Source organism: Megamonas sp. (assembly GCF_986095205.1).
Genome location: NZ_CFQVBI010000042.1, coordinates 1 through 19,905, shown reverse-complemented (window position 1 = coordinate 19,905; position 19,905 = coordinate 1). Strand labels below are relative to the sequence as shown.

The 19,905-nt window shown below is 26.9% G+C and carries 16 protein-coding genes and 1 pseudogene; 16 read left to right on the top strand and 1 reads right to left on the bottom strand.

The window, feature by feature from the left end; translation table 11 throughout:
• Nucleotides 1-285: 285 nt before the first annotated feature.
• The 15 genes from AC5LAX_RS06115 to AC5LAX_RS06045 all read left to right on the top strand — a co-directional run bounded on the left by AC5LAX_RS06115 (nt 286) and on the right by AC5LAX_RS06045 (nt 18,891).
• Nucleotides 286-1,260, top strand: a complete 975-nt coding sequence (locus tag AC5LAX_RS06115) for a TDT family transporter (protein WP_288909667.1) — start codon at nt 286-288, stop codon at nt 1,258-1,260.
• Between the two features lie 143 nt (nt 1,261-1,403).
• Nucleotides 1,404-2,468, top strand: a complete 1,065-nt coding sequence (locus tag AC5LAX_RS06110; RefSeq protein ID WP_115152185.1) for an acyltransferase family protein — start codon at nt 1,404-1,406, stop codon at nt 2,466-2,468.
• A 176-nt stretch (nt 2,469-2,644) separates the two neighbouring features.
• Entirely contained in the window at nt 2,645-4,132 is a 1,488-nt protein-coding gene (locus AC5LAX_RS06105) for a Na+/H+ antiporter NhaC family protein (RefSeq protein WP_288909666.1), read from the top strand.
• Between the two features lie 236 nt (nt 4,133-4,368).
• Nucleotides 4,369-5,121, top strand: coding sequence for a polysaccharide biosynthesis/export family protein (locus tag AC5LAX_RS06100; RefSeq protein WP_117976863.1), 753 nt, complete (start codon nt 4,369-4,371; stop codon nt 5,119-5,121).
• A gap of 14 nt (nt 5,122-5,135) precedes the next feature.
• The gene (locus AC5LAX_RS06095; protein ID WP_288909665.1) at nt 5,136-6,506 is read left to right on the top strand and encodes a GumC family protein; all 1,371 of its coding nucleotides are present in this window, start codon (nt 5,136-5,138) and stop codon (nt 6,504-6,506) included.
• Nucleotides 6,503-7,996, top strand: a complete 1,494-nt coding sequence (wbaP, locus tag AC5LAX_RS06090) for an undecaprenyl-phosphate galactose phosphotransferase WbaP (protein ID WP_493263803.1) — start codon at nt 6,503-6,505, stop codon at nt 7,994-7,996. The genes AC5LAX_RS06095 and wbaP overlap by 4 nt, the downstream gene beginning before the upstream one ends.
• Nucleotides 7,996-9,063, top strand: coding sequence for a glycosyltransferase family 4 protein (locus tag AC5LAX_RS06085; RefSeq protein ID WP_117976857.1), 1,068 nt, complete (start codon nt 7,996-7,998; stop codon nt 9,061-9,063). The genes wbaP and AC5LAX_RS06085 overlap by 1 nt, the downstream gene beginning before the upstream one ends.
• Nucleotides 9,064-9,071: 8 nt before the next feature.
• On the top strand, nt 9,072-9,878 hold the full coding sequence (locus tag AC5LAX_RS06080) for a glycosyltransferase family 2 protein (protein ID WP_117976854.1): 807 nt from the start codon (nt 9,072-9,074) through the stop codon (nt 9,876-9,878).
• 31 nt (nt 9,879-9,909) lie between these two features.
• Nucleotides 9,910-11,298 carry an O-antigen ligase family protein gene (locus tag AC5LAX_RS06075; protein ID WP_117976852.1) on the top strand — a complete coding sequence of 463 codons (1,389 nt, stop codon included), beginning with the start codon at nt 9,910-9,912 and terminating at the stop codon, nt 11,296-11,298.
• Between the two features lie 25 nt (nt 11,299-11,323).
• Complete coding sequence (locus AC5LAX_RS06070) at nt 11,324-12,271, top strand: glycosyltransferase family 2 protein (protein ID WP_117976850.1); 948 nt, start codon at nt 11,324-11,326, stop codon at nt 12,269-12,271.
• Nucleotides 12,272-12,333: 62 nt separating this feature from the next.
• The gene (locus AC5LAX_RS06065; protein WP_117976848.1) at nt 12,334-13,440 is read left to right on the top strand and encodes a polysaccharide pyruvyl transferase family protein; all 1,107 of its coding nucleotides are present in this window, start codon (nt 12,334-12,336) and stop codon (nt 13,438-13,440) included.
• Between the two features lie 25 nt (nt 13,441-13,465).
• Nucleotides 13,466-14,455, top strand: a complete 990-nt coding sequence (locus AC5LAX_RS06060) for a glycosyltransferase (protein ID WP_117976846.1) — start codon at nt 13,466-13,468, stop codon at nt 14,453-14,455.
• Complete coding sequence (locus AC5LAX_RS06055; protein ID WP_117976844.1) at nt 14,455-15,954, top strand: oligosaccharide flippase family protein; 1,500 nt, start codon at nt 14,455-14,457, stop codon at nt 15,952-15,954. Before AC5LAX_RS06060 ends, AC5LAX_RS06055 begins: the two co-directional genes overlap by 1 nt.
• A 21-nt stretch (nt 15,955-15,975) precedes the next feature.
• Nucleotides 15,976-17,718, top strand: a complete 1,743-nt coding sequence (locus AC5LAX_RS06050) for a thiamine pyrophosphate-binding protein (RefSeq protein WP_117976842.1) — start codon at nt 15,976-15,978, stop codon at nt 17,716-17,718.
• A gap of 78 nt (nt 17,719-17,796) precedes the next feature.
• A complete protein-coding gene (locus tag AC5LAX_RS06045; RefSeq protein WP_117976840.1) occupies nt 17,797-18,891 on the top strand; it encodes an NAD-dependent epimerase/dehydratase family protein in 1,095 nt (364 codons plus the stop codon).
• Nucleotides 18,892-19,089: 198 nt separating this feature from the next.
• On the opposite strand, the gene AC5LAX_RS06040 is transcribed toward AC5LAX_RS06045, so the two are convergent.
• Nucleotides 19,090-19,659 (bottom strand): GH25 family lysozyme, encoded by a 570-nt coding sequence (locus tag AC5LAX_RS06040; protein WP_259318848.1) that lies wholly within the window; start codon nt 19,657-19,659, stop codon nt 19,090-19,092.
• Nucleotides 19,660-19,676: 17 nt separating this feature from the next.
• Here AC5LAX_RS06040 and AC5LAX_RS06035 point away from each other — a divergent pair.
• Nucleotides 19,677-19,827, top strand: a pseudogene (locus tag AC5LAX_RS06035) (IS200/IS605 family transposase); the annotation flags it as partial.
• Between the last annotated feature and the right edge of the window lie 78 nt (nt 19,828-19,905).

Genomic DNA, 19,905 nt, shown 5'->3' with positions numbered 1-19,905 from the left:
TTATCTTTGCCAATAGCCTTATGGCTACCATAAAAAGATGCTAAAATGCGGGAAAAAATAGGTATTATTAGAAGATTTTCCTCATGATGTAGATTTTATATTTATAATATAAAATGTATGTTATGGGGATTTTTCTATTTTTATAAATAAGTATTTACCTATCGTTTTAAAGTAAATAATATATTTTACTTATGAATAAATGTATGATAATATAAGGTCAAGGTTGAACGAGATATTAATTAAGAAATTATAAATAAGATAATTTATGAAAGAAGGCTTTATATTATGATTAGAAAAGTTCCTGTACCTACTGCTGGGGTGATGCTTGGATTGGCGGCTCTTGGTAATTTGCTTGCACCATATTCCATGATTTTGAAATATGCTTGCGGTATTAGTTCTGCGTTTTTAGGGGTGTTGTTATTTAGCAAAATTATTTTACATCCGCAGATGATGAAAAATGATTTGAATGGAAATTCTATTTTTGCCAGTGTATTTGCTACTTTCTTTATGGCGATTATGCAACTTTGCACTTATATTTTTCCGTTTGCACCTATGGCTAGTGAAGTAGTTTGGTATGGGGCGATTTGTGGTCATTTTATGTTGATGGCATGGTTCACTTATCGTTATATCATCAATTTTGAATTAAGAGATGTTTTCCCAACATATTTTATAGCGTATGTTGGTATCGTGGTAGCATCCGTTACAGCTCCTACATTTAATCATCATAATTTAGGTGAATATATTTTCTGGTTTGGTTTCAGTATGTATATGATATTATTCGCTCTTGTTACTATCCGTTATTGCAGTAAACATGCAATCGCTGAACCAGCTAAACCTTTATTTTGTATCTATACTGCACCAATGAGTTTAAGTTTAGCAGGATATCTTGCTTGTGTTGCTGATAAATCTTTAATTATGATTGTGATTATGCAGATATTAGCCCAAGGATTATTTGTGGCAGTGCTTACACAGATGCCAAAACTTTTAAAATTAAAATTCTATCCTAGCTATGCGGCATTTACTTTCCCTTTTGTTATCACTGCGATTGCACTTCGTCAGACTGTTAGTTATTTAAATGAAATCAATATAGCAGTACCTAGCATTTTAAATTATGTAGTAGGAGTAGAAACTATCTTAGCTACAGCGATTGTAACTTATGTGTTCATTAGATATTTGAAATTCTTACATGAACAAATGATCGTAAATATGGGGGATAGAGCAAAAACTGTTTTTGGTACTATAACTAATATTGTTAAATAATGAAGCCTTCAAAATTCTAAGAATATACCTTAATACTATTTAGGTTTAGATTTTATATCTAAACCTATTTTTTTTATAAGTTGACAATAAAAATGATATATTTTAATATTAACTATTAGTAAGATAACAAAAGGAGTATAAATATGAATAAAAATATAAGTTTTTTACAAGTGTTTGGTATTTTATTAGTAGTATTAGGTCACTCACCTAATGAAGAAGGGATACCTTTTCTAAGTAAATGGATATATAGTTTTCATATGCCCTTATTTATATTTATTTCTGGCTATTTATTTTATTTGACAACAAAAGATATATGCAATGTAAAATTATTTGATTTTATAAAGAAAAAGTTCATACGATTAATATTACCATATATAGTAATATCATCTATTGCTTATTTACCAAAAGTATTTTTAAGTAAATTTGCTCAAAGAAGTATAGATTTATCTATAGGATCATATGTACATAGTCTTTTATATCCATGGGACAATGTAATTAGATTTTTTTGGTTTTTACCAACTTTGTTTTTTATAATGATTATTGTGGTTATATTATTGAAAATAACAAAAAATAAATTATATATAGTATTTTGTTTTTCAATAATATTTTCTTTTGTAGTTTTAAATTTTATAGATATAGATGTTTTGAATATAAATGGAATATTTAATTATATGTTATTTTTTTGTTTAGGAATGATGTATTGTAAATATAAAGAAAGATTAAATGAAATATTAAGAAAAAATTTTAGTGTAATATTTATATTGGTATTTATTTTATTAACAATGAATGCAACAACTAGTTTATTTGATGGTATAAGTGTAACTGGTAGTGAAACAGGTAAGATGAAAGAAGTAGCTACTAATGTTGAATTTGTGACGTATAAATTATTTTATGTAGTTATAGCTATAAGTGGAATAATTTTATCAATAATCTTATCGAAATTATATTGTAAATATAATTATACTTTTTTGGCTCATTTGGATGGAAAGACATTTACTATATATTTATTATCATGGTTTTCACAAGTTTTTGTTAGAATAGTTGGATATCAAATATTGAATTTATCTATGATATATGTTGTACCTGTATCTTTTATTTTAGGAGTATATGTGCCAGTTATGATAAATATATATGTTAAAAATTTTATTTTAAAATATAATAAATTTAGATTTTTATCTATCATATTAGGAATAAATTTAAAAAGGTAGTGTATAATTAAAATGAAGATCATATAAATGGTTATATGATCTTTTTTTTATAAATTATTTATTAGAGTTGGAAATTGTTATTAAAAAGCATTTTGCCAAATAGTCTATAGATGGTATAATATAGCTATTGTTTTTAACTATTTATAATTTGTATATATAAGAAAGGATGGAAATGAATGGTTGAATCAGCATGGTCGCTATTGCCTCCGATAATTACCATAGTATTGGCTTTGGCGACAAAAGAAGTATACATGTCGTTGATTGTGGGTATCTTTGTAGGGGCTTTAATGTTCACAGGCTTTGATTTATTAGCTGCTATTGATACATTCTTTGCGATTATGTCCGATAAAGTTGGCGGAAATGTATATATTTTAGTATTTTTGGTCTTATTAGGTATTATTGTAGCAGCTATTGCTCGCTCTGGTGCTTCTCGTGCTTATGGTGAATGGGCAGCAAGTGTAATTAAAGGAAAACGCAGTTCCTTGCTCGTTACTTCTATCTTAGGGGTAGTTATCTTCATCGATGACTATTTTAACTGCTTGACTGTAGGTACAGTTATGCGACCTGTTACTGATAAATTTAATGTAACTCGTGCAAAACTCGCTTATATCATTGATGCTACAGCAGCACCAATTTGTATTATTGCTCCAGTATCCAGCTGGGCAGCAGCAGTTAGTTCTTCACTTCCAGAAGACAGTGCTATTGATGGTTTCTCCTTATTCTTGCAGACAATTCCTTTTAATATGTATGCATGGTTTACTATTATCTTTATGTTGTTCTTGATTTGGACTGGTAAAGATTTTGCTGCTATGAAGACTTTAGAGAAAAAAAGTGGTGGCAAATTAATCATTCCTGAAGAATATAAAGAAGAAAAAATGGAAGCAGTAGGTAATGGTAAAATCTTAGATTTATTATTACCACTTATCGTTTTAATCGGTGGTTGTATCTTCGGCATGCTTTATACTGGTGGTATTTTAGAAGGTACTAGCGTATCTGATGCATTTGCTAATTGTGAGTCTGCTAGAGGCTTAGTTATCGGCTCATTTATCGCTTTAGTATTCACTTTTGTGCTTTATGTACCGCGTGGAGTGCTTCGCTTTGGCAAATTCTGCGAATGTTTTAACCAAGGCTTTAGAGCTATGACACCAGCTATCTTTATCTTATGTCTTGCTTGGAGCTTATCTGGTGTTTGCGGTGAAGATTATTTGAATATCGGTGGTTATGTTGGCGGTATCGTATCCAACAATGCTACTGTAGGTATGTTCATGCCAGCTGTATTCTTCCTTGTAGCTATCGGTCTTGCTTTTGCTACTGGTACTTCTTGGGGTACATTCGGTATCTTGATTCCTATCGCACTTGCTGTAGTATCTACTGATCCTCATCTTTTAGTAGTTACAGTAGCAGCAGTATTAGCTGGTGCTGTAGGTGGTGACCATGTATCACCAATATCTGATACAACTATCTTGGCTTCTGCGGGGGCTCAATGTAGTCATATCGACCATGTAAGTACACAGGTTCCATATGTAATCGTAGTAGCTACATGTTCTTTCTTAGGATATTTAGTAGCAGGTATTGCAGGCAGTGGCTGGATCGGTGTAGTAGCTGGTTTTGTTTTATTAGCTATAGCTATGATTTATATTTATAAAGTTTTAATGAAAGATTAAGTGATAATATTTTCAATAAATGTTAGGATAAACTAGTTTATTCTAACATTTATTTTTTATAAGCATATATTAGAAAAATAATTTCATTAGTAAATATATAAGCATTAATAGTGTTAGTTATTTTATATGAAAAAAAGCTTCATATTTAAAGGCTTGACGCATTTTGGCTATATGTATAAAATAGAACTTAATGAAAAAGGAAAAGTCAATACATAGAAAGAATATGGAGGAATTTTATGTATAAAAAAGTGATAGTAACAACGGCAATATTATCCATGATTGCTGCTACTTCTTTTGCAGCTGATAAGACGGATGATAATACATTGTATATGGGATTGAATACTGTACCTATAGAGGTAGGGGCAGATGATACTGCTATTTTTAAACCAGCAGCGATAACATCAATAACAGATTATAATCACCAATATCGTCTATATAAATATGATGTTATATCAGTGCGTATAATCGGCTTCAAAGATGCACAAGGCTTAGATAATATCATGATAGGTACAGATGGCTATGTAAATCTGCCATATGCTGGTTCTGTAAAGCTTGCTGGACTCACAATAGAAGAAGCAAAAGCAGTGCTAATGCAGAAATTCAGTAAGTATTTGAAGATACCAGATATGTCAATCATAGTGACTTCTTATGGACCGCGTAAAGTTCAAGTATTAGGCGAAGTTAATAATCCAGGAACGGTAGAACTTGCTTCTGATGATATGAATGTGACGAATGCTATATCTAAAGCTGGCTGGGTTACAACGTATGGTCGCATAAAAAAAGCACAAGTAATCCGCATAATTGATGGCACTATGTATATAAAGGAAGCTAATATTAAAAATTATATTGAAAAACATGATATCACACAGAATTTAGCTTTAGAAGATGGCGATATTGTATTTATTCCTAAATCCAATAAAATCGACTACAAACAAGATATTTTGCCACTTCTCAATATTTATACTACTTATAGGGCTATTACAGATTAATAGGAGGGAAAAGAGTGGATAATATAAATAATAATGATAGTTCAATTGATTTAAGAAAATTATTTTCTATAGTAGGAGAGCAAAAGAAAATAATCATACCTATTATAGTGATTTGTACGGTGGTCGCTATTGTAGTTGCATTTGTATTGCCAAAAACATATCAGTCGAATACACTTGTTAGAATAAAATCTTCTAGTAATTCGGCTATATCAGGTATGGCTGCTATGGCAGCAGGCTTTGGCATAGATGTAGGGGGTTCATCATCAGCTAGTCCAGAAAATTATATGGAACTTATGAAATCTAGAGAAGTATTAGAGCCGATTATGGAACAAATAGATATGCCAGAAGAGGATAAGGAAAAACTCACTACAGAAGATTTTATTAAAAAATATTTAGAGATTACAAATACAAAAAATACAGATTTAATCAATATTGCAGCATATGGCAAAACGCCAGAAGAAGCGCAGATGATATCGCAATCAGTGGCAGATAATTTTCTTACATTGATGACAAAATTAAATAAGGAAGGAAATTCTTCTACGCTTAATTTCTTAAATGACCGCATGAGCATCGCTAAAGAAGAGATGGAAACGGCGGAAAATAAATTGCAGGCATATCAGCAGGAAAAAGGCATTTATTCTCCTGACGACCAAGCTAAAGCACTCATTGAACGACTCAGTGCATATGATACGAATATTGCGCAATTAGAAGCACAAGAACAGGCTAATAGTGCTAAACTGCAAGACGTGACAGGTCAATTAGAACAACAAAATAGTTCTTTACTTGAATATAATATTTCAGATAATGATGCCATTATGAATTTGCGTACAGCTATTGTCAATAAACAGGTAGAATTAGTCGGTCTTGAACAGCGTTATACAGAAGAACATCCAGATGTGATTCAGGCAAAACAGGAATTAACTGAACTAAAAAGATCTTTGGATCGAGAAATTCAAAGTGCTGTAAATTCTAAGAGTGCTACACTTACACCAGTACAGGGCAATCTCTTGATGGAAAAGGTTCAGACAGAAACTGCAGAAGCGGTAACAAGTGCATCACTTGATGCTTTAAAAGCAAAACAACAGGAAGCAGAAGGTAATATGTCTACATTATCTGCTGATAGCGTGGAATACATGCGTCTTTTAAGAGACCAGACAATAACATCAGAAGTATATACAAATCTTGTAAAGGCATATGAAAATACGCGAATCCAAGAAGCACAAGAGTCAATGGATATTCAGATAATCGATGCGGCTAATTTGCCAAGAGAAGATATGCCAGCAAAACCAAACAAAAAACTCATTGCAGTGATTGGTTTTGTATTTGGTATAGTAATTTCTTTTGGTTATACTTTATACGTGTATAATAAACGATACGGTTTATGATAAAAATAAAAGATAAATACAGGCGGGGGATTTTAGTGAATAAAAGTTTTTCTAAAAATAGAATATCTAAGATGGACAGTCTCACTGACTATATATTGCCTATACTGGTCAGTGTAGGCGATTATATAGCGATAGTTATGGCAGAAGCGGTAGCTTTTCATCTTTGTATTTTCTTTGTGCCTAGAGATTTTTATATGGACATCCCTAAATCATATTTTTATCTTTGGGTGCCTGCTGTATTTATCTTTTTCTTATTTTATGCTGGTACGCATAAGCGCATGGTACCGTATTGGGAAAAGATAAAAGATATTTTTTGTGCTAATTTTTATAGCATAATAGCAGCTATATTTATTTTATATTTAATACATGAAGATATAACGCGGATTTCTCGTTTATATGTGGCTTTATTATTTATATTTAGCCTTATATTTCTCTATACTATGCGTCAAATTATCATATCTATTTGTAATCATTTAGATATTTTAAAAGAGCCAGTAATTTTTATTGGCGGGGGAAAAGTTACAGAAGCAGTTATAAAATTTTATAATAATAATAATTGCTTCGGTATAAAAGTCGTCGGCATTATTGATGATGATTTTTCTTCGGAATATTTAAAGCAGAGATATCCATTATTTAAAGGGATAGATAGAGCTGCTGAATATATAAAAAAAAGCAATGTAAAAACGGTGATAATAGCTAAGACTAGACTTGATAGAAATAGTTTAAAAGAACTATTGACTAATATTCAATTTTTAGTTAGAAATCTGGCATTTATACCGAATATAATTGGTACGCCGATAGCAAATCTCGATGTAAGGCGCATTTATCGAGATGATATAGTGTTATTAAATATAAAAAATAATTTAGCGTATATGCGCAATAGAGTTATAAAACGCATATTTGATATAATAATGGGTTTAATCATTTGTATACCGGCTGTGCCAATTTTAATACTGTGTTATTTTTGGGTTAAATTTGACTCTAAAGGACCGGTATTTTTTAATGCAAAGCGCATTGGCAAAAATGGCAAGGAATTTACTTGTTATAAATTCCGTTCTATGTATATGAATTCAGATAAGATATTAGCTGATTATTTAGCGAAAAATTCTGAGGCAAAAGCGGAATGGGATGAGTTTCAGAAATTACATGACTTTGACCCGAGAGTTACAAAAGCAGGTAGAATAATGCGCAAGACAAGTCTTGATGAATTGCCACAGTTATTAAATGTACTTAAGGGTGAAATGAGTCTTGTAGGTCCTAGACCATATCTTCCTAGAGAAATAGATAAAATGGGAGAGTATTATAAGATAATCATTTCCACAGTGCCAGGCATAACAGGTTATTGGCAGGTAAATGGACGTTCTGATGTAACCTTTGAAGGCAGATTAAAGATGGATAATTGGTATATTTATAATTGGTCTGTATGGATAGATATGGTATTACTTTTTAAAACGATTAAAGCAGTATTTTTCAGCAAAGGAGCAGTATAATGAAAATTTTACATGTTGGAGAATACGTTAATGGTGGAGTAGCAACATATTTGAGAACTTTGTTGAGTGGTTTACAAAAATATGATGATGTAGAAAATTATTTATTAATAAGTGAATATAAATCTCAACATGGTTGGGAAAATATAACAAAAAAAGTATTTTATTATAAATATAAAAGAAGTATATCTAATATTTTTTCAGCGATAAAGCAAATTCATGCTATTATAAAAGATGTAAATCCAGATATAATACATGTTCATAGTACATGGGCAGGACTTTTTGTTAGATTACCTTATTTGTTTAAGAAAAGAAAAGCGAAGATAGTATATCAATCGCATGGTTGGGCTTTTTTAATGGACACATCTAATTATAAAAAAAATATATATGCTTTAGTAGAAAAAATTTTATCTATACCGACAGATAAAATTATAAACATATCCAATTATGAACAGAATCAAGCTATTAAATATGGTTTAAATAAAAACAAAATGGTAATGATTTATAATGGAGTAGAAGATAAAATAAATAAATCTAATCTAAAATTAAATTGGGATGAAAATAAAATAAATTTATTATTTGTTGGTAGATTAGATAGGCAAAAAGGATTAGATTTATTTTTAGATGTATATGATAAAATGAAATTAGAAAATCTTCATTTATATGTAATAGGAACTAGTGTATTGGATGATAGATTACCTAAGAGTACAAAATATGTTACTTATTTAGGTTGGGTTGATAATAAAGATATTGATGTATATTATCAAGCTTGTGATGCAGTAATAATGCCTTCTCGCTGGGAAGGTTTTGGTTTAGTTGCTATTGAGGCAATGAAAAACTCTAAAGCAGTAATAGCAAGTAATAGAGGTGCTTTACCAGAATTAATAAAAGAGGATTTTACAGGATATATTTTTAATATTGATGATGAAATTTCTCTAAAAAATAGATTGTTAAACTTAGATAAAGAAAAAATAAATATTTTAGGGGAAAATGGTAGAAATGTTTATTTACAAAAGTTTGTAGATAAAATTTTTATAAATAAAATGTATAAGATATATAAAGTTTTATAGGAGTAAGTATGTGTAAGATATCTATAATAATGGGTATTTATAAAATGATAAATAAAAAAGACATTGTTAAGTTAGCAATAGATTCTATTTTAAATCAAACTTATAGAGATTTTGAATTTATTATTTGTGATGATGGTTCTAATGATGGTACTTATGAAATGGTACAGGATTTAATAAAAAATGATAAAAGAGTAATTTTAATAAAAAATAATGAAAATAAAGGATTAGCATATTCTTTAAATCATTGTTTAAGCATAGCAAAAGGTGAATATATTGCTCGTATGGATGCAGATGATATTTCTATGCCAAATAGATTAGAAAAGCAAATAAAGTTTTTAGATGAATATTTAGAATATGCTATAGTAGGTTGTAATTTATTACTTATTAATGATAAAGGTGTATGGGGAAAACGTATTTTAGCAGAAAAACCTACAAAAAAGTCTTTTTTATTTACATCACCGTTTTGTCATCCAGCTATAGTTATGAGAAAAGACGTTTTAGATAAGGTAGATAATTATAAAGTAGAGAAAATAACACGTAGAGCAGAAGATTACGATTTATTTATGAGAATATATGCTAATGGTTATAAAGGATATAATATGCAAGAATTTTTATATCAATTTAGAGAAGATGATGATGCATATAAAAGGAGAGCTTATAAATATAGGATAGATGATGTGCAGATTAGATATAGAGGATTTAAAGCATTAGGTCTTATGCCAACTGCTTGGGTTTATGTAATAAAACCTTTAATTGTGGGGTTGATACCACAAAAATATTTATCTAAATTACGTAAATTAAGAATAGAAAAATAAAAAAGGTTTTATTTTAAAGGGTGATATAAGCTTGAATATAATTAAATTTTTACAAGGTTGTATATTTTTTAGTATAATATTATCAATTTTTGATGGGTTAAATATCAAGGCAGGGATACTACAACAGGGATTTATTTATCCAACTGTATTAGGTATATTTTTCTTTTTTTTATGGAAATATGAAAAAAAAGAAAGTTTGTATTTAAACATAATTCATAAAAAATATGCTTTGTTAATAATGTATATAGCGATAAATTCTTTTATAAATATAAATAATATTATTGGCTTAGAATATAAAGGCTTAACTTCTGAAAGTAGATTAGTTGGTAATATTTTAGTTTTAGTAATATTATTTTTATTAACAATATATTATTATAACGTATTATTAATTAAAAAGAATATATTATACTGGATTTATAAAGCAACTGTATATGGTATGTTTGCAACTAGTATTTATGGATTAATTCAATTGGCTGGAATTTTTCAAAGTGATATAGCTAATAATATATATCATTTTGTAGAACCATATGTTAATATACAAATGAAACCATATGAAATGAATTATCCACCGCGTAGATTAGTAGGGTTTTCTAAAGAAGGCTCTACTTTTGGTAATTATATGTCAGTAATATTTCCATGGATAGTAATGGGATTAATATGTTTTAATAAAAAAATAATGTCATTTATTATGATATTTTTATCAATTATTTTTGTGATATTTAGTTATTCAAGAATTGCATATGGGTGTATTTTTTTAGAATTATTAGTTATGTTATTATGGGTAAATAAATTTAAAAAAATATGCATTAATCTTAAGTTTTTAGGAGCACTCAGTGTAATTTTATTATCTGTTATAGTTTTTATGGTTAGTTCAGGAATTGTAGATTTTGATACATTGTTTTTAAAGATAACAGATGTAGTATTTTCTTTTTCGGATGATGCTTCTGATAATAGAGTGGCCTCAAATGTAACTAGGATAGGATTACAATATGCGGCATTTAGCATATTTATAGATAATTTTCTTTTAGGAATAGGATTAGGACAATTTCAATTTCATGCAGTTCCATATTTGCCAAATTGGTCATACTTATCCCTTGAAATACAAGGATTTGCAAATCCTGGAGATACAAATTTTTTTTATGGAACATTTAATACGCATGTGAGGATATTAGCAGAGTTAGGAATAATAGGTTTTATTTTATGGATTAATATAATATATCAAGGGTTTAAAAATTATATTTATATAATAAAAAATGTGGATCAAGACAGAAAAGATATTATAAAATTAATAATAATATCATATATAGCATCTATTATAAGCTTTATTAATTTTGATATATTTGAATTCTTTTATTTTTGGTTATTGTTAATATTGAGTGGTGTTATTGTTTATAAGATAAAAAACAATAAAAATATATAGATGATTATATAGGAGAAATTTTATAATGATAAAAATTAGTGTAATAATTCCTGTATATAATGGAGAAAAATATATAAAACGATGTATAGATTCAATAAAAAAACAAACTTTTAATGATTGGGAAATAATATTAGTAGATGATGGTTCTAAGGATAAAACAGGTGTGATTTGTGATTCATATGCATTAGAAGATAAACGAATAAAAGTTTTTCATAAATCCAATGGTGGAGTAAGTGTAGCTAGAAATTTTGGGATTGATAAAGCTATAGGTGATTATATTACTTTTGTAGATTGTGATGATTGGATAGAAAAAGATTTTTTTGAAAAAGTTGTAAATTTTTTAACGAAAGACAGTGTAGATATTTTAATAACTGGTTTTATTTTTGATAAAAATGGAGTAAGTAAGAATATTTTTAAAGGGAAATATGCAGAAATTCTTTGTGAACAAAAAAAACAAGTCGAATTTTTTAAACAAGATAAATTTTCTTGGACAGTATACGATAAGTTTTTTAAACGAGATATAATAAGATTTTTTAAATTTAATAAACATATAAAAATTGGTGAAGATATGTTATTTTTTTGGCAAGTATTGAATTTTGCAAAAAATGTAGGATATTTACCACTATATGATTATCATTATGATATAAGTGCGAGTAATACTATGACATCTAAATTTTCATTAAAATGGTTTCATGGATTAAAAGTTAAACGAAATATATATAATCAAGTAAAGGATATTTCTAAAGAAATAGAATTATTATCTAGAATAGTAGTAGTAGTAGAAATGGTAATTTTAGCTAAAAAGGCAAGTGAAGTAAATAATTATAAATCAGAAAAATTAATAAAATGTTTACAAAAAAAAATAAGAAAAAATATTTACTTATCGATTTTATATCCTAGAAGTAATATAATGACATTTCGACAAAGATTAGGAATAATATATTTCTCATTACCATATAGGTTTTTAAAATAATAGATGTAAATTGTATTATAAATTTATGGTGTTTTTTATTTATAAAGGAGATGAGATATATTTTGAAAATATTAATTATAACAATAAATGATAATAATAATTATGGTAATAGATTACAAAATTATGCATTGCAAAAATATTTATTTAGTAAATTAAAAATAGAAAAAGTAGATACTATTTGGTATGATCCTAAATACACTTATATATCCCCAATTAATATATTTAGTTTGAAAACATGGCTTAAATATATTATAAACTGGAAAAATCAAAGAAATTATTTAAAAAAAGAATATTTGAAAGATAATATTCGTATGTATAATATAGGCAAATTTACGAAAAAAATTAATACTAAGTTAGACTTTAAAATAAAGGATAATTTAGATAAAGAATATGATTATTTTATAACAGGCAGTGACCAAGTTTGGAATCCTAATTTTTGGTCAAAAAAATATAATCATGCTAATATAAGATTTTTAAAATTTGTATCTAAAGAAAAAAGAATTGCTTATGCAGCTAGTATAGCTATTTCCGAAATACCAAAAAATAAAGAACAATTTTTTAAAGATAGTTTAAATGAAATGAAATCAATATCAATGAGAGAAAAAGCTGGAGCTGATTTAGTCAAAAAATTAACAGGAAGAAAAGTTCCAGTAGTAGTAGATCCAACAATTTTATTGACTAAAGAAGAATGGCAAAAAATAGAGATGGTTCCGGAATGGTATAATGGGAAAAAATATATTCTTACTTATTTTTTAGGAAATCCATCATCTGTAATTAAAAATATTGCAAAGAAAAATAATTGGGAAATCTATAATTTGATGGATAAAAATAATTTTGAGTTGTATACTTCAAGAGTGGAAGAATTTATTTATTTAATAAATCATGCGCAATTAGTAGCTACAGATTCTTTTCATGCAAGTGTATTTTCGATTTTAATGAATACACCATTTTTAGTTGTTAATAGACAAGAAATAGGTGTAGCAAATATGACATCTCGTATAGATACATTAATGGAATTATTTGGATATCAAGATAGATATATCGTAAATGGTAAATGTAATTTATCTGATGAAGAAATTTTGGATATGGATTTTAGTAATGTTAAAATTATTCAAGAAGAAGAAATAGAGCGTTCTAAAAATTTTTTAAAAGAAGCTATGGAAATATAATATTTTATAATAGAGGTAAAGAGTTTTGACAGAAAAAATAAGTATAATAGTTCCAATTTATAATGTAGATAAATATTTAAAAAGGTGTTTAAATTCTATTATTAATCAAACATATAGGTATATAGAGATTTTGTTAATAGATGATGGTAGTACAGATTTGTCAGGAAAAATATGTGATGAATATAAAAAAAAAGATAAGAGAATAAAAGTTATACATTGTAAAAATCGAGGAGTGTCAGAAGCTAGAAATAAAGGGCTAGAGATAGCTACAGGTGAATGGATAGGATTTGTGGATCCAGATGATTGGATAGATAGAGATATGTATGAATCTTTATATAGAATGGTTAAATTATATAATGTAGATATTTCGGTTTGTTCGTATAAACGTTGTAAAGATTTTTCTTATGAAAATATAGTGTCGAAAAAAAATGATGAATGTAAGCTTTTAGATAATAAATTATCTATGAAAAATATGTTAGTAAATGATTTATATTGTGGTGCTGTATGGAATAAATTATATAAAAGAGATATATTAATGAATAATAAATTTAAAAAAAATATGATAATAGGAGAAGATGTATTATTTAATTTTAATTTATTATATAATACAAAAATAAATACAGTCTATAATAAAATTCCTAAATATAATTATTTTTATAGAGATAATAGTGTTATAAATAGTAAAAAAATTGATAGAAAAATTTTGAGTCAATTAAAGGTGAGACAATATATATATAATCTTATAAAAAATAATGAATATAATTTTTTTATAAAAGAATATAACTACAAATATTTTAAGCTATTGATAGGTTTATTGTTGAAAGTATGTAAAGAAAATAATCTGGAACATAAATATTTATATAATGAACTGAAAAAAAATAATAAAAATTTTTTAAAGATAAGTAACGCTTTGACGAAAAAGGATTATATATATATATTATTTTTTTCATTACCATATATAATATCTAATAAAATTATGTTTTTATGGAATTTATTAAAAGGATGTAATAAGTAATGAATGAAAGAAAATATGGAATATTTTTAAGCTATTTCAATATGATTATTTATGCAATAACTGGTTTTATATACTTACCAATATTATTATATTATATCGGTATGAATGAATATGGAATATATCAATTAATAGGTTCTTTTATTGCTTATTTTAGTGTTATGGATTTTGGGTTAAGTTCGTCAGTTACTAGATTTTATATTAAATATAAGACATTGAATGACAAAATTAATATGGAAAATGTTTTAGCAATAGCTGTAAGAGCATATAGTATTATAGCTATAATTCTATTAGTTCTAGGCTGTATTTGTTATTTTAATATAGACAAAATATTTTCTAATAGTATGACTGATAATGAAATTGAAATAGCTAAAAATTTATTTTTATTATTGTTATTTAATATGGTAATAACAGTAACAACGATGATTTTTAGAGCAATACTTGTATCATATGAAAAATTTTTGTTTATAAAAGGTTTGGAAACTTTTCAATCAATATTACAACCTATTTTAGTAGTATTAGTATTACAAGAGTATCCAAGTGCTTTTTCTGTTGCGTTAGTTCAAACAGGATGTAATATTTTTTTAATATTGTTACGTGTTTATTATTGTTTTAATAAATTAAATATTGTTATAAAATATCATTATTGGAATAGTAAACTCATAAAAGAGTTTAAAAAATTAGCTTTAAGTATTTTTATAGTTACTTTAATAGACCAAGTATTTTTTAAAACAAATCAGATTATTTTAGGAATAATATCAGGTCCTTCTGATGTAGCTGTGTATGCAGTAGCAGCGCAAATATATCTCAATTATATGGTATTATCTCAAATTATTGTTAGTGTATATGTTCCGTATGTTACAGAGTTAGTCACTAAGAAAGAGCCTATAAAAGTTTTATCACAATTATTTATAAGAATAGGAAGATGGCAATATTTTTTATTGGGTGCAATATGTAGTGGTTTTTTTATTTTTGGTAAACAATTTATTAATATTTGGGCCGGGAAAAATTTTAATGATGCTTATTGGATAACATTGATAGTAATTGTGCCTTTTACAATAGATTTGATACAAAATATAGGTTTATCAATATTACAAGCACAGAATAAATATGATTTTAGGGCAAAAATTTACTTTTGTATGGGTTTATTAAATTTAGGATTAGCAATTCCATTGGGTTATAAATATGGAGGTATAGGATGTGCAATAGCTACAGGTTTATCTATGTTTATTGGTAATGGAATAATAATGAATTGGTATTATGCTAGTGAAATAAAATTAGATATAAATATTTTTTGGAAAAATATTTTTAATATAACTGTAGCTATATCATTATTAACAATAATCTTTTATTATATAAATGTGTTAGTAATAACTGATTCTGTTAGTGGATTTATTATAAAATTATTAATATATATGATATCATATATATTAGTAATGTATAACTTTATTATGAATATTGAAGAAAAAGAAAAAGTACGTTCTATATTTATAAAAAAATAATTTTTTATTAGGAGAATTTATATGGAATATTTTTATACAAATGAAAAACATACGCAAATATTAATAGCTTTATTAAAAGCTCATGGAATTAAAAAAGTTATTGCTAGTCCAGGAACTACAAATATAACTTTTATTGCTAGTATACAACATGATCCTTATTTTGAAATATATTCTGCGGCAGATGAGCGTTCGGCTGCGTATATTGCTTGTGGTTTATCTGCTGAATCTGGAGAGCCTGTAGTATTAAGTTGTACAGGAGCTACCGCTTCAAGAAATTATATTCCTGCTTTAACAGAAGCGTTTTATCGTAAATTACCTATTTTAGCTATTACAGCTACACAGCCTATTGATAGAATAGGGCATAATATAGCGCAAGTTATAGATAGAAGAGTTCAACTTAATGATATAGTCAAATTAAGTGTACAGGTTTCAGGTGTAAATAATGAAGATGATAAATGGGCATGTGAAATTGCTATAAATAAAGCTATTTTAGAGTTAAAACATCGTGGTGGTGGACCGGTTCATATAAATTTTACTACTACATATAGTACAATTTATAATACAAAAGTTCTTCCAGATGTCAATGTAATTAATAGAATAACTTATAAAGATAAATTACCAAATGTACCAAAAGGAAAAATTGGTATATTTGTAGGAAATCATAAAAAATGGAGTTCCAAATTAACTGATTTAGTAGATACCTTTTGTGAAAAATATAATGCAATTGTTTTTTGCGATCATACTAGTAATTATAAGGGGAAATATAGAGCATTTGCAGGATTGATAGCCACTCAAGAAAATTATAAATCTCCATGTTGTTTTGTTGATTTATTGATTCATATTGGTGATATTTCTGGTGGATATATGTTTTTTATTCCCCAAAAAGTATGGAGAGTAAATCCTGATGGAGAAGTATGTGATACTTTTAGAAAACTTCAATATACTTTTGAAATGGAAGAAGAAGATTTTTTTGAGCGTTATATTAATATAACAACAACTGAAAAAAGCAAAAATACCTTTATTACAGAGTGGAAAAATGAATATGAAAGAATATATGCTAAAGTTCCTGAATTACCGTTTTCAAATGCATGGATAGCTCAAAATACAGTTTTTAAAATACCAGAAAATAGTGTTTTGCATTTAGGAATACTTAATAGTTTAAGAACGTGGAATTATTTTGAAGCTCCACAAAGTGTATTAGGATATTCTAATACTGGTGGTTTTGGTATAGATGGATGTGTATCTTCATTAATAGGTGCTTCATTAACGGAACCTAATAAATTATTTTTTGAAGTGGTCGGTGATTTAGCATTTTTTTATGATATGAATTCAATTGGTAATAAACATGTAGGTAATAATATTCGTTTAATGGTTATAAATAATGGTAGGGGTACTGAATTTAGAAATTATGGTCATATAGGTCATAAATTTGGAGAAGATGCAGATATGTATATAGCAGCTGCTGGGCATTATGGTAAAAAATCTCATTTATTATTAAAGCATTATGCGGAAGATTTGGGTTTTGAATATATAAGTGCATCTAATAAAGAAGAATATCTTAATAATGTAGAAAAATATTTGAATCCTAAAATTACAGATAAACCTATTTTATTTGAAATTTTTACGGATAGTAAAGATGAAAGTGAAGCCATTAGAATTATGAAAAATATAGAAATATCAGTAGAAGGCAGAGCTAAAAAGATAGTTAAATCTGTAATTGGTGAACAAGGTGTAAATATTATAAAAAATTTTATAAAAAAGTAAGTATTAGATAAAAAGATATGTTGAATTTTTATAAAAGAAATTTGACATATCTAATTTTATAATAATGGAGCGATTAACTTGAAAATTTTAATTTTAGGTGGAACAGGAGCAATGGGAACATCTTTAGTTTCTATTTTAGCAAAGAGAAATAATAGTTTATTTATAACTTCAAGAAGAGAGATAATATCTCAAAAAGATAATGTAGAATATATCAAGGGAAATGCACATGATAAAAATTTTTTAATAGAAATATTAAGTAATAAATATTATGATGCTATTGTAGATTTCATGGTTTATAATACGGATGAATTTAAGTTAAGAGTTAATTTATTTTTAGAGCATACGGCACAATATATTTATACAAGTTCTAGTAGAGTATATGCAAATGAAAATAAATGTATAACAGAAAAATCGAAAAGATTGCTTGATGTGTGTGAAGATAATGAATATCTTGAAACTGATGAATATGCATTAACAAAAGCGCGACAAGAAAATTTATTATTAAAAGCTAAAAAGAAAAATTGGACGATTATACGACCATATATTACTTATAATATTGAAAGATTACAATTGGGTGTATATGAAAAAGAAAATTGGTTATATCGTGCTTTACATGGAAGAAGTATAGTTTTTAATAGAGACGTTGCGGATAAATTTACTACGTTAACATACGGTTATGATGTAGCACTCAGGATAGCTGATATTATTGGTAAAAAAAAGGCATTGGGTGAAATAATGCATATTACTACTTCTGAAACCAAAAAATGGAAGGATATCTTAGATTTATATTTAAATATTATTGAAGAAAAAATGGGAAAGAAACCTAAGGTTTATTGGTTGGACACATCTATTAATACTGGAAAAATTGTAGGTAATAAATATCAAATAAAATATGATAGATTATATGACAGAAGCTTTGATAGTAGTAAAATAGATAATATTAGTGAATGTAAAGAAGAATATATGCCACTTAGTAAAGGATTAAAAATTTGTTTTGAAAAATTTATTGATGAAAATAGAAGATTTTTAGATATATCATGGAAATTACAGGCATATATGGATATTCTTACAAAGGAAAGAACACCTTTAAGTGAAATTCCTACTTTAAAGCAAAAAATAAAATACATTATTTGCAGATATACTTTATTTTTAAAATGGAAATATAACTTATAAATATTTAATATTAATTAAAATGTTATAGTCAATAAGTAATTATATAATTTTATATTATTATTGCTAAATAGATATAAAATAGAATTTAGAATAATAATTAAGTATATAGTGCTGTATTTGATGTAAAATTATAGGTGTTGCATAGGATATTTTGATTCCATATAAAAACAAAACCACCAGTTTAACTGGTGGTTTTGTTTATTCATAGTAAATATTGCAATCAAGACACATATCATCTATTTGTTTACAGTTAGTATATTGCCATATTTTGCAAATACGATTGGGATATTCAAGTTTAAAACTGTTTTCATGGTAATATTGTGCTGACCAGATTGGTACGTAATCTGCCAGGAGATTTAAGTCTATGATATTAGTTAGCCAGTTGTAGGAACTATATAAACCTACATAATTATAATTGAGTTCATTTAGTCGATTTATGAAGTTGCCAATCATATAAGCTACATTAATATTATATTTAAGCATAGATTTATCTTCGGCATCATACCAAATGCCAAGTGGTGGATTTTGTCCATTTAAATATGTTTTTATTTGCATATCTACCCAGTTTGCTTCATTAATAGCTTCATCAATGGTTGCAGCATGAGCATAATAATATATTCCATAAGGCAGATTGTAAGCTACAGCGTTATTTACATGAGTTATGAACATATCATCTAAATGATGATACTCACCTATTTTAATGATAACACCTTTGATATCAGCTCGTTTTAGTGCTTGCCAGTTTAAATTTTCTTGCCAAGCGGAAATATCTACTACTTTAAAATAAGTATGAAAATAGACATTTTTGGTGTAGAGGATATTATGTAGATACAGTAGGAAAGTATGAAAATGCGATAAAGGAATATAAAAAAACAATCAGAAGAAGATATAATGATAGATCAAATAAGTTTAACAGAAGATATAGACCTGTTTACCAAATGCGAGCGTAAAGCCCCTAAATTTATTTATGGGGATATAAGCTCGCTAAAAAACAATGATTCGATATCATTGTTT

What these genes read in the sequence shown, in the direction of transcription:
- AC5LAX_RS06115 (WP_288909667.1), top strand. Translation starts at nt 286, where the DNA reads ATGATTAGAAAAGTTCCTGTACCTACTGCTGGGGTGATGCTTGGATTG.
- AC5LAX_RS06110 (WP_115152185.1), top strand. Translation starts at nt 1,404, where the DNA reads ATGAATAAAAATATAAGTTTTTTACAAGTGTTTGGTATTTTATTAGTA.
- AC5LAX_RS06105 (WP_288909666.1), top strand. Translation starts at nt 2,645, where the DNA reads ATGGTTGAATCAGCATGGTCGCTATTGCCTCCGATAATTACCATAGTA.
- AC5LAX_RS06100 (WP_117976863.1), top strand. Translation starts at nt 4,369, where the DNA reads ATGTATAAAAAAGTGATAGTAACAACGGCAATATTATCCATGATTGCT.
- wbaP (WP_493263803.1), top strand. Translation starts at nt 6,503, where the DNA reads ATGATAAAAATAAAAGATAAATACAGGCGGGGGATTTTAGTGAATAAA.
- AC5LAX_RS06085 (WP_117976857.1), top strand. Translation starts at nt 7,996, where the DNA reads ATGAAAATTTTACATGTTGGAGAATACGTTAATGGTGGAGTAGCAACA.
- AC5LAX_RS06080 (WP_117976854.1), top strand. Translation starts at nt 9,072, where the DNA reads ATGTGTAAGATATCTATAATAATGGGTATTTATAAAATGATAAATAAA.
- AC5LAX_RS06070 (WP_117976850.1), top strand. Translation starts at nt 11,324, where the DNA reads ATGATAAAAATTAGTGTAATAATTCCTGTATATAATGGAGAAAAATAT.
- AC5LAX_RS06055 (WP_117976844.1), top strand. Translation starts at nt 14,455, where the DNA reads ATGAATGAAAGAAAATATGGAATATTTTTAAGCTATTTCAATATGATT.
- AC5LAX_RS06050 (WP_117976842.1), top strand. Translation starts at nt 15,976, where the DNA reads ATGGAATATTTTTATACAAATGAAAAACATACGCAAATATTAATAGCT.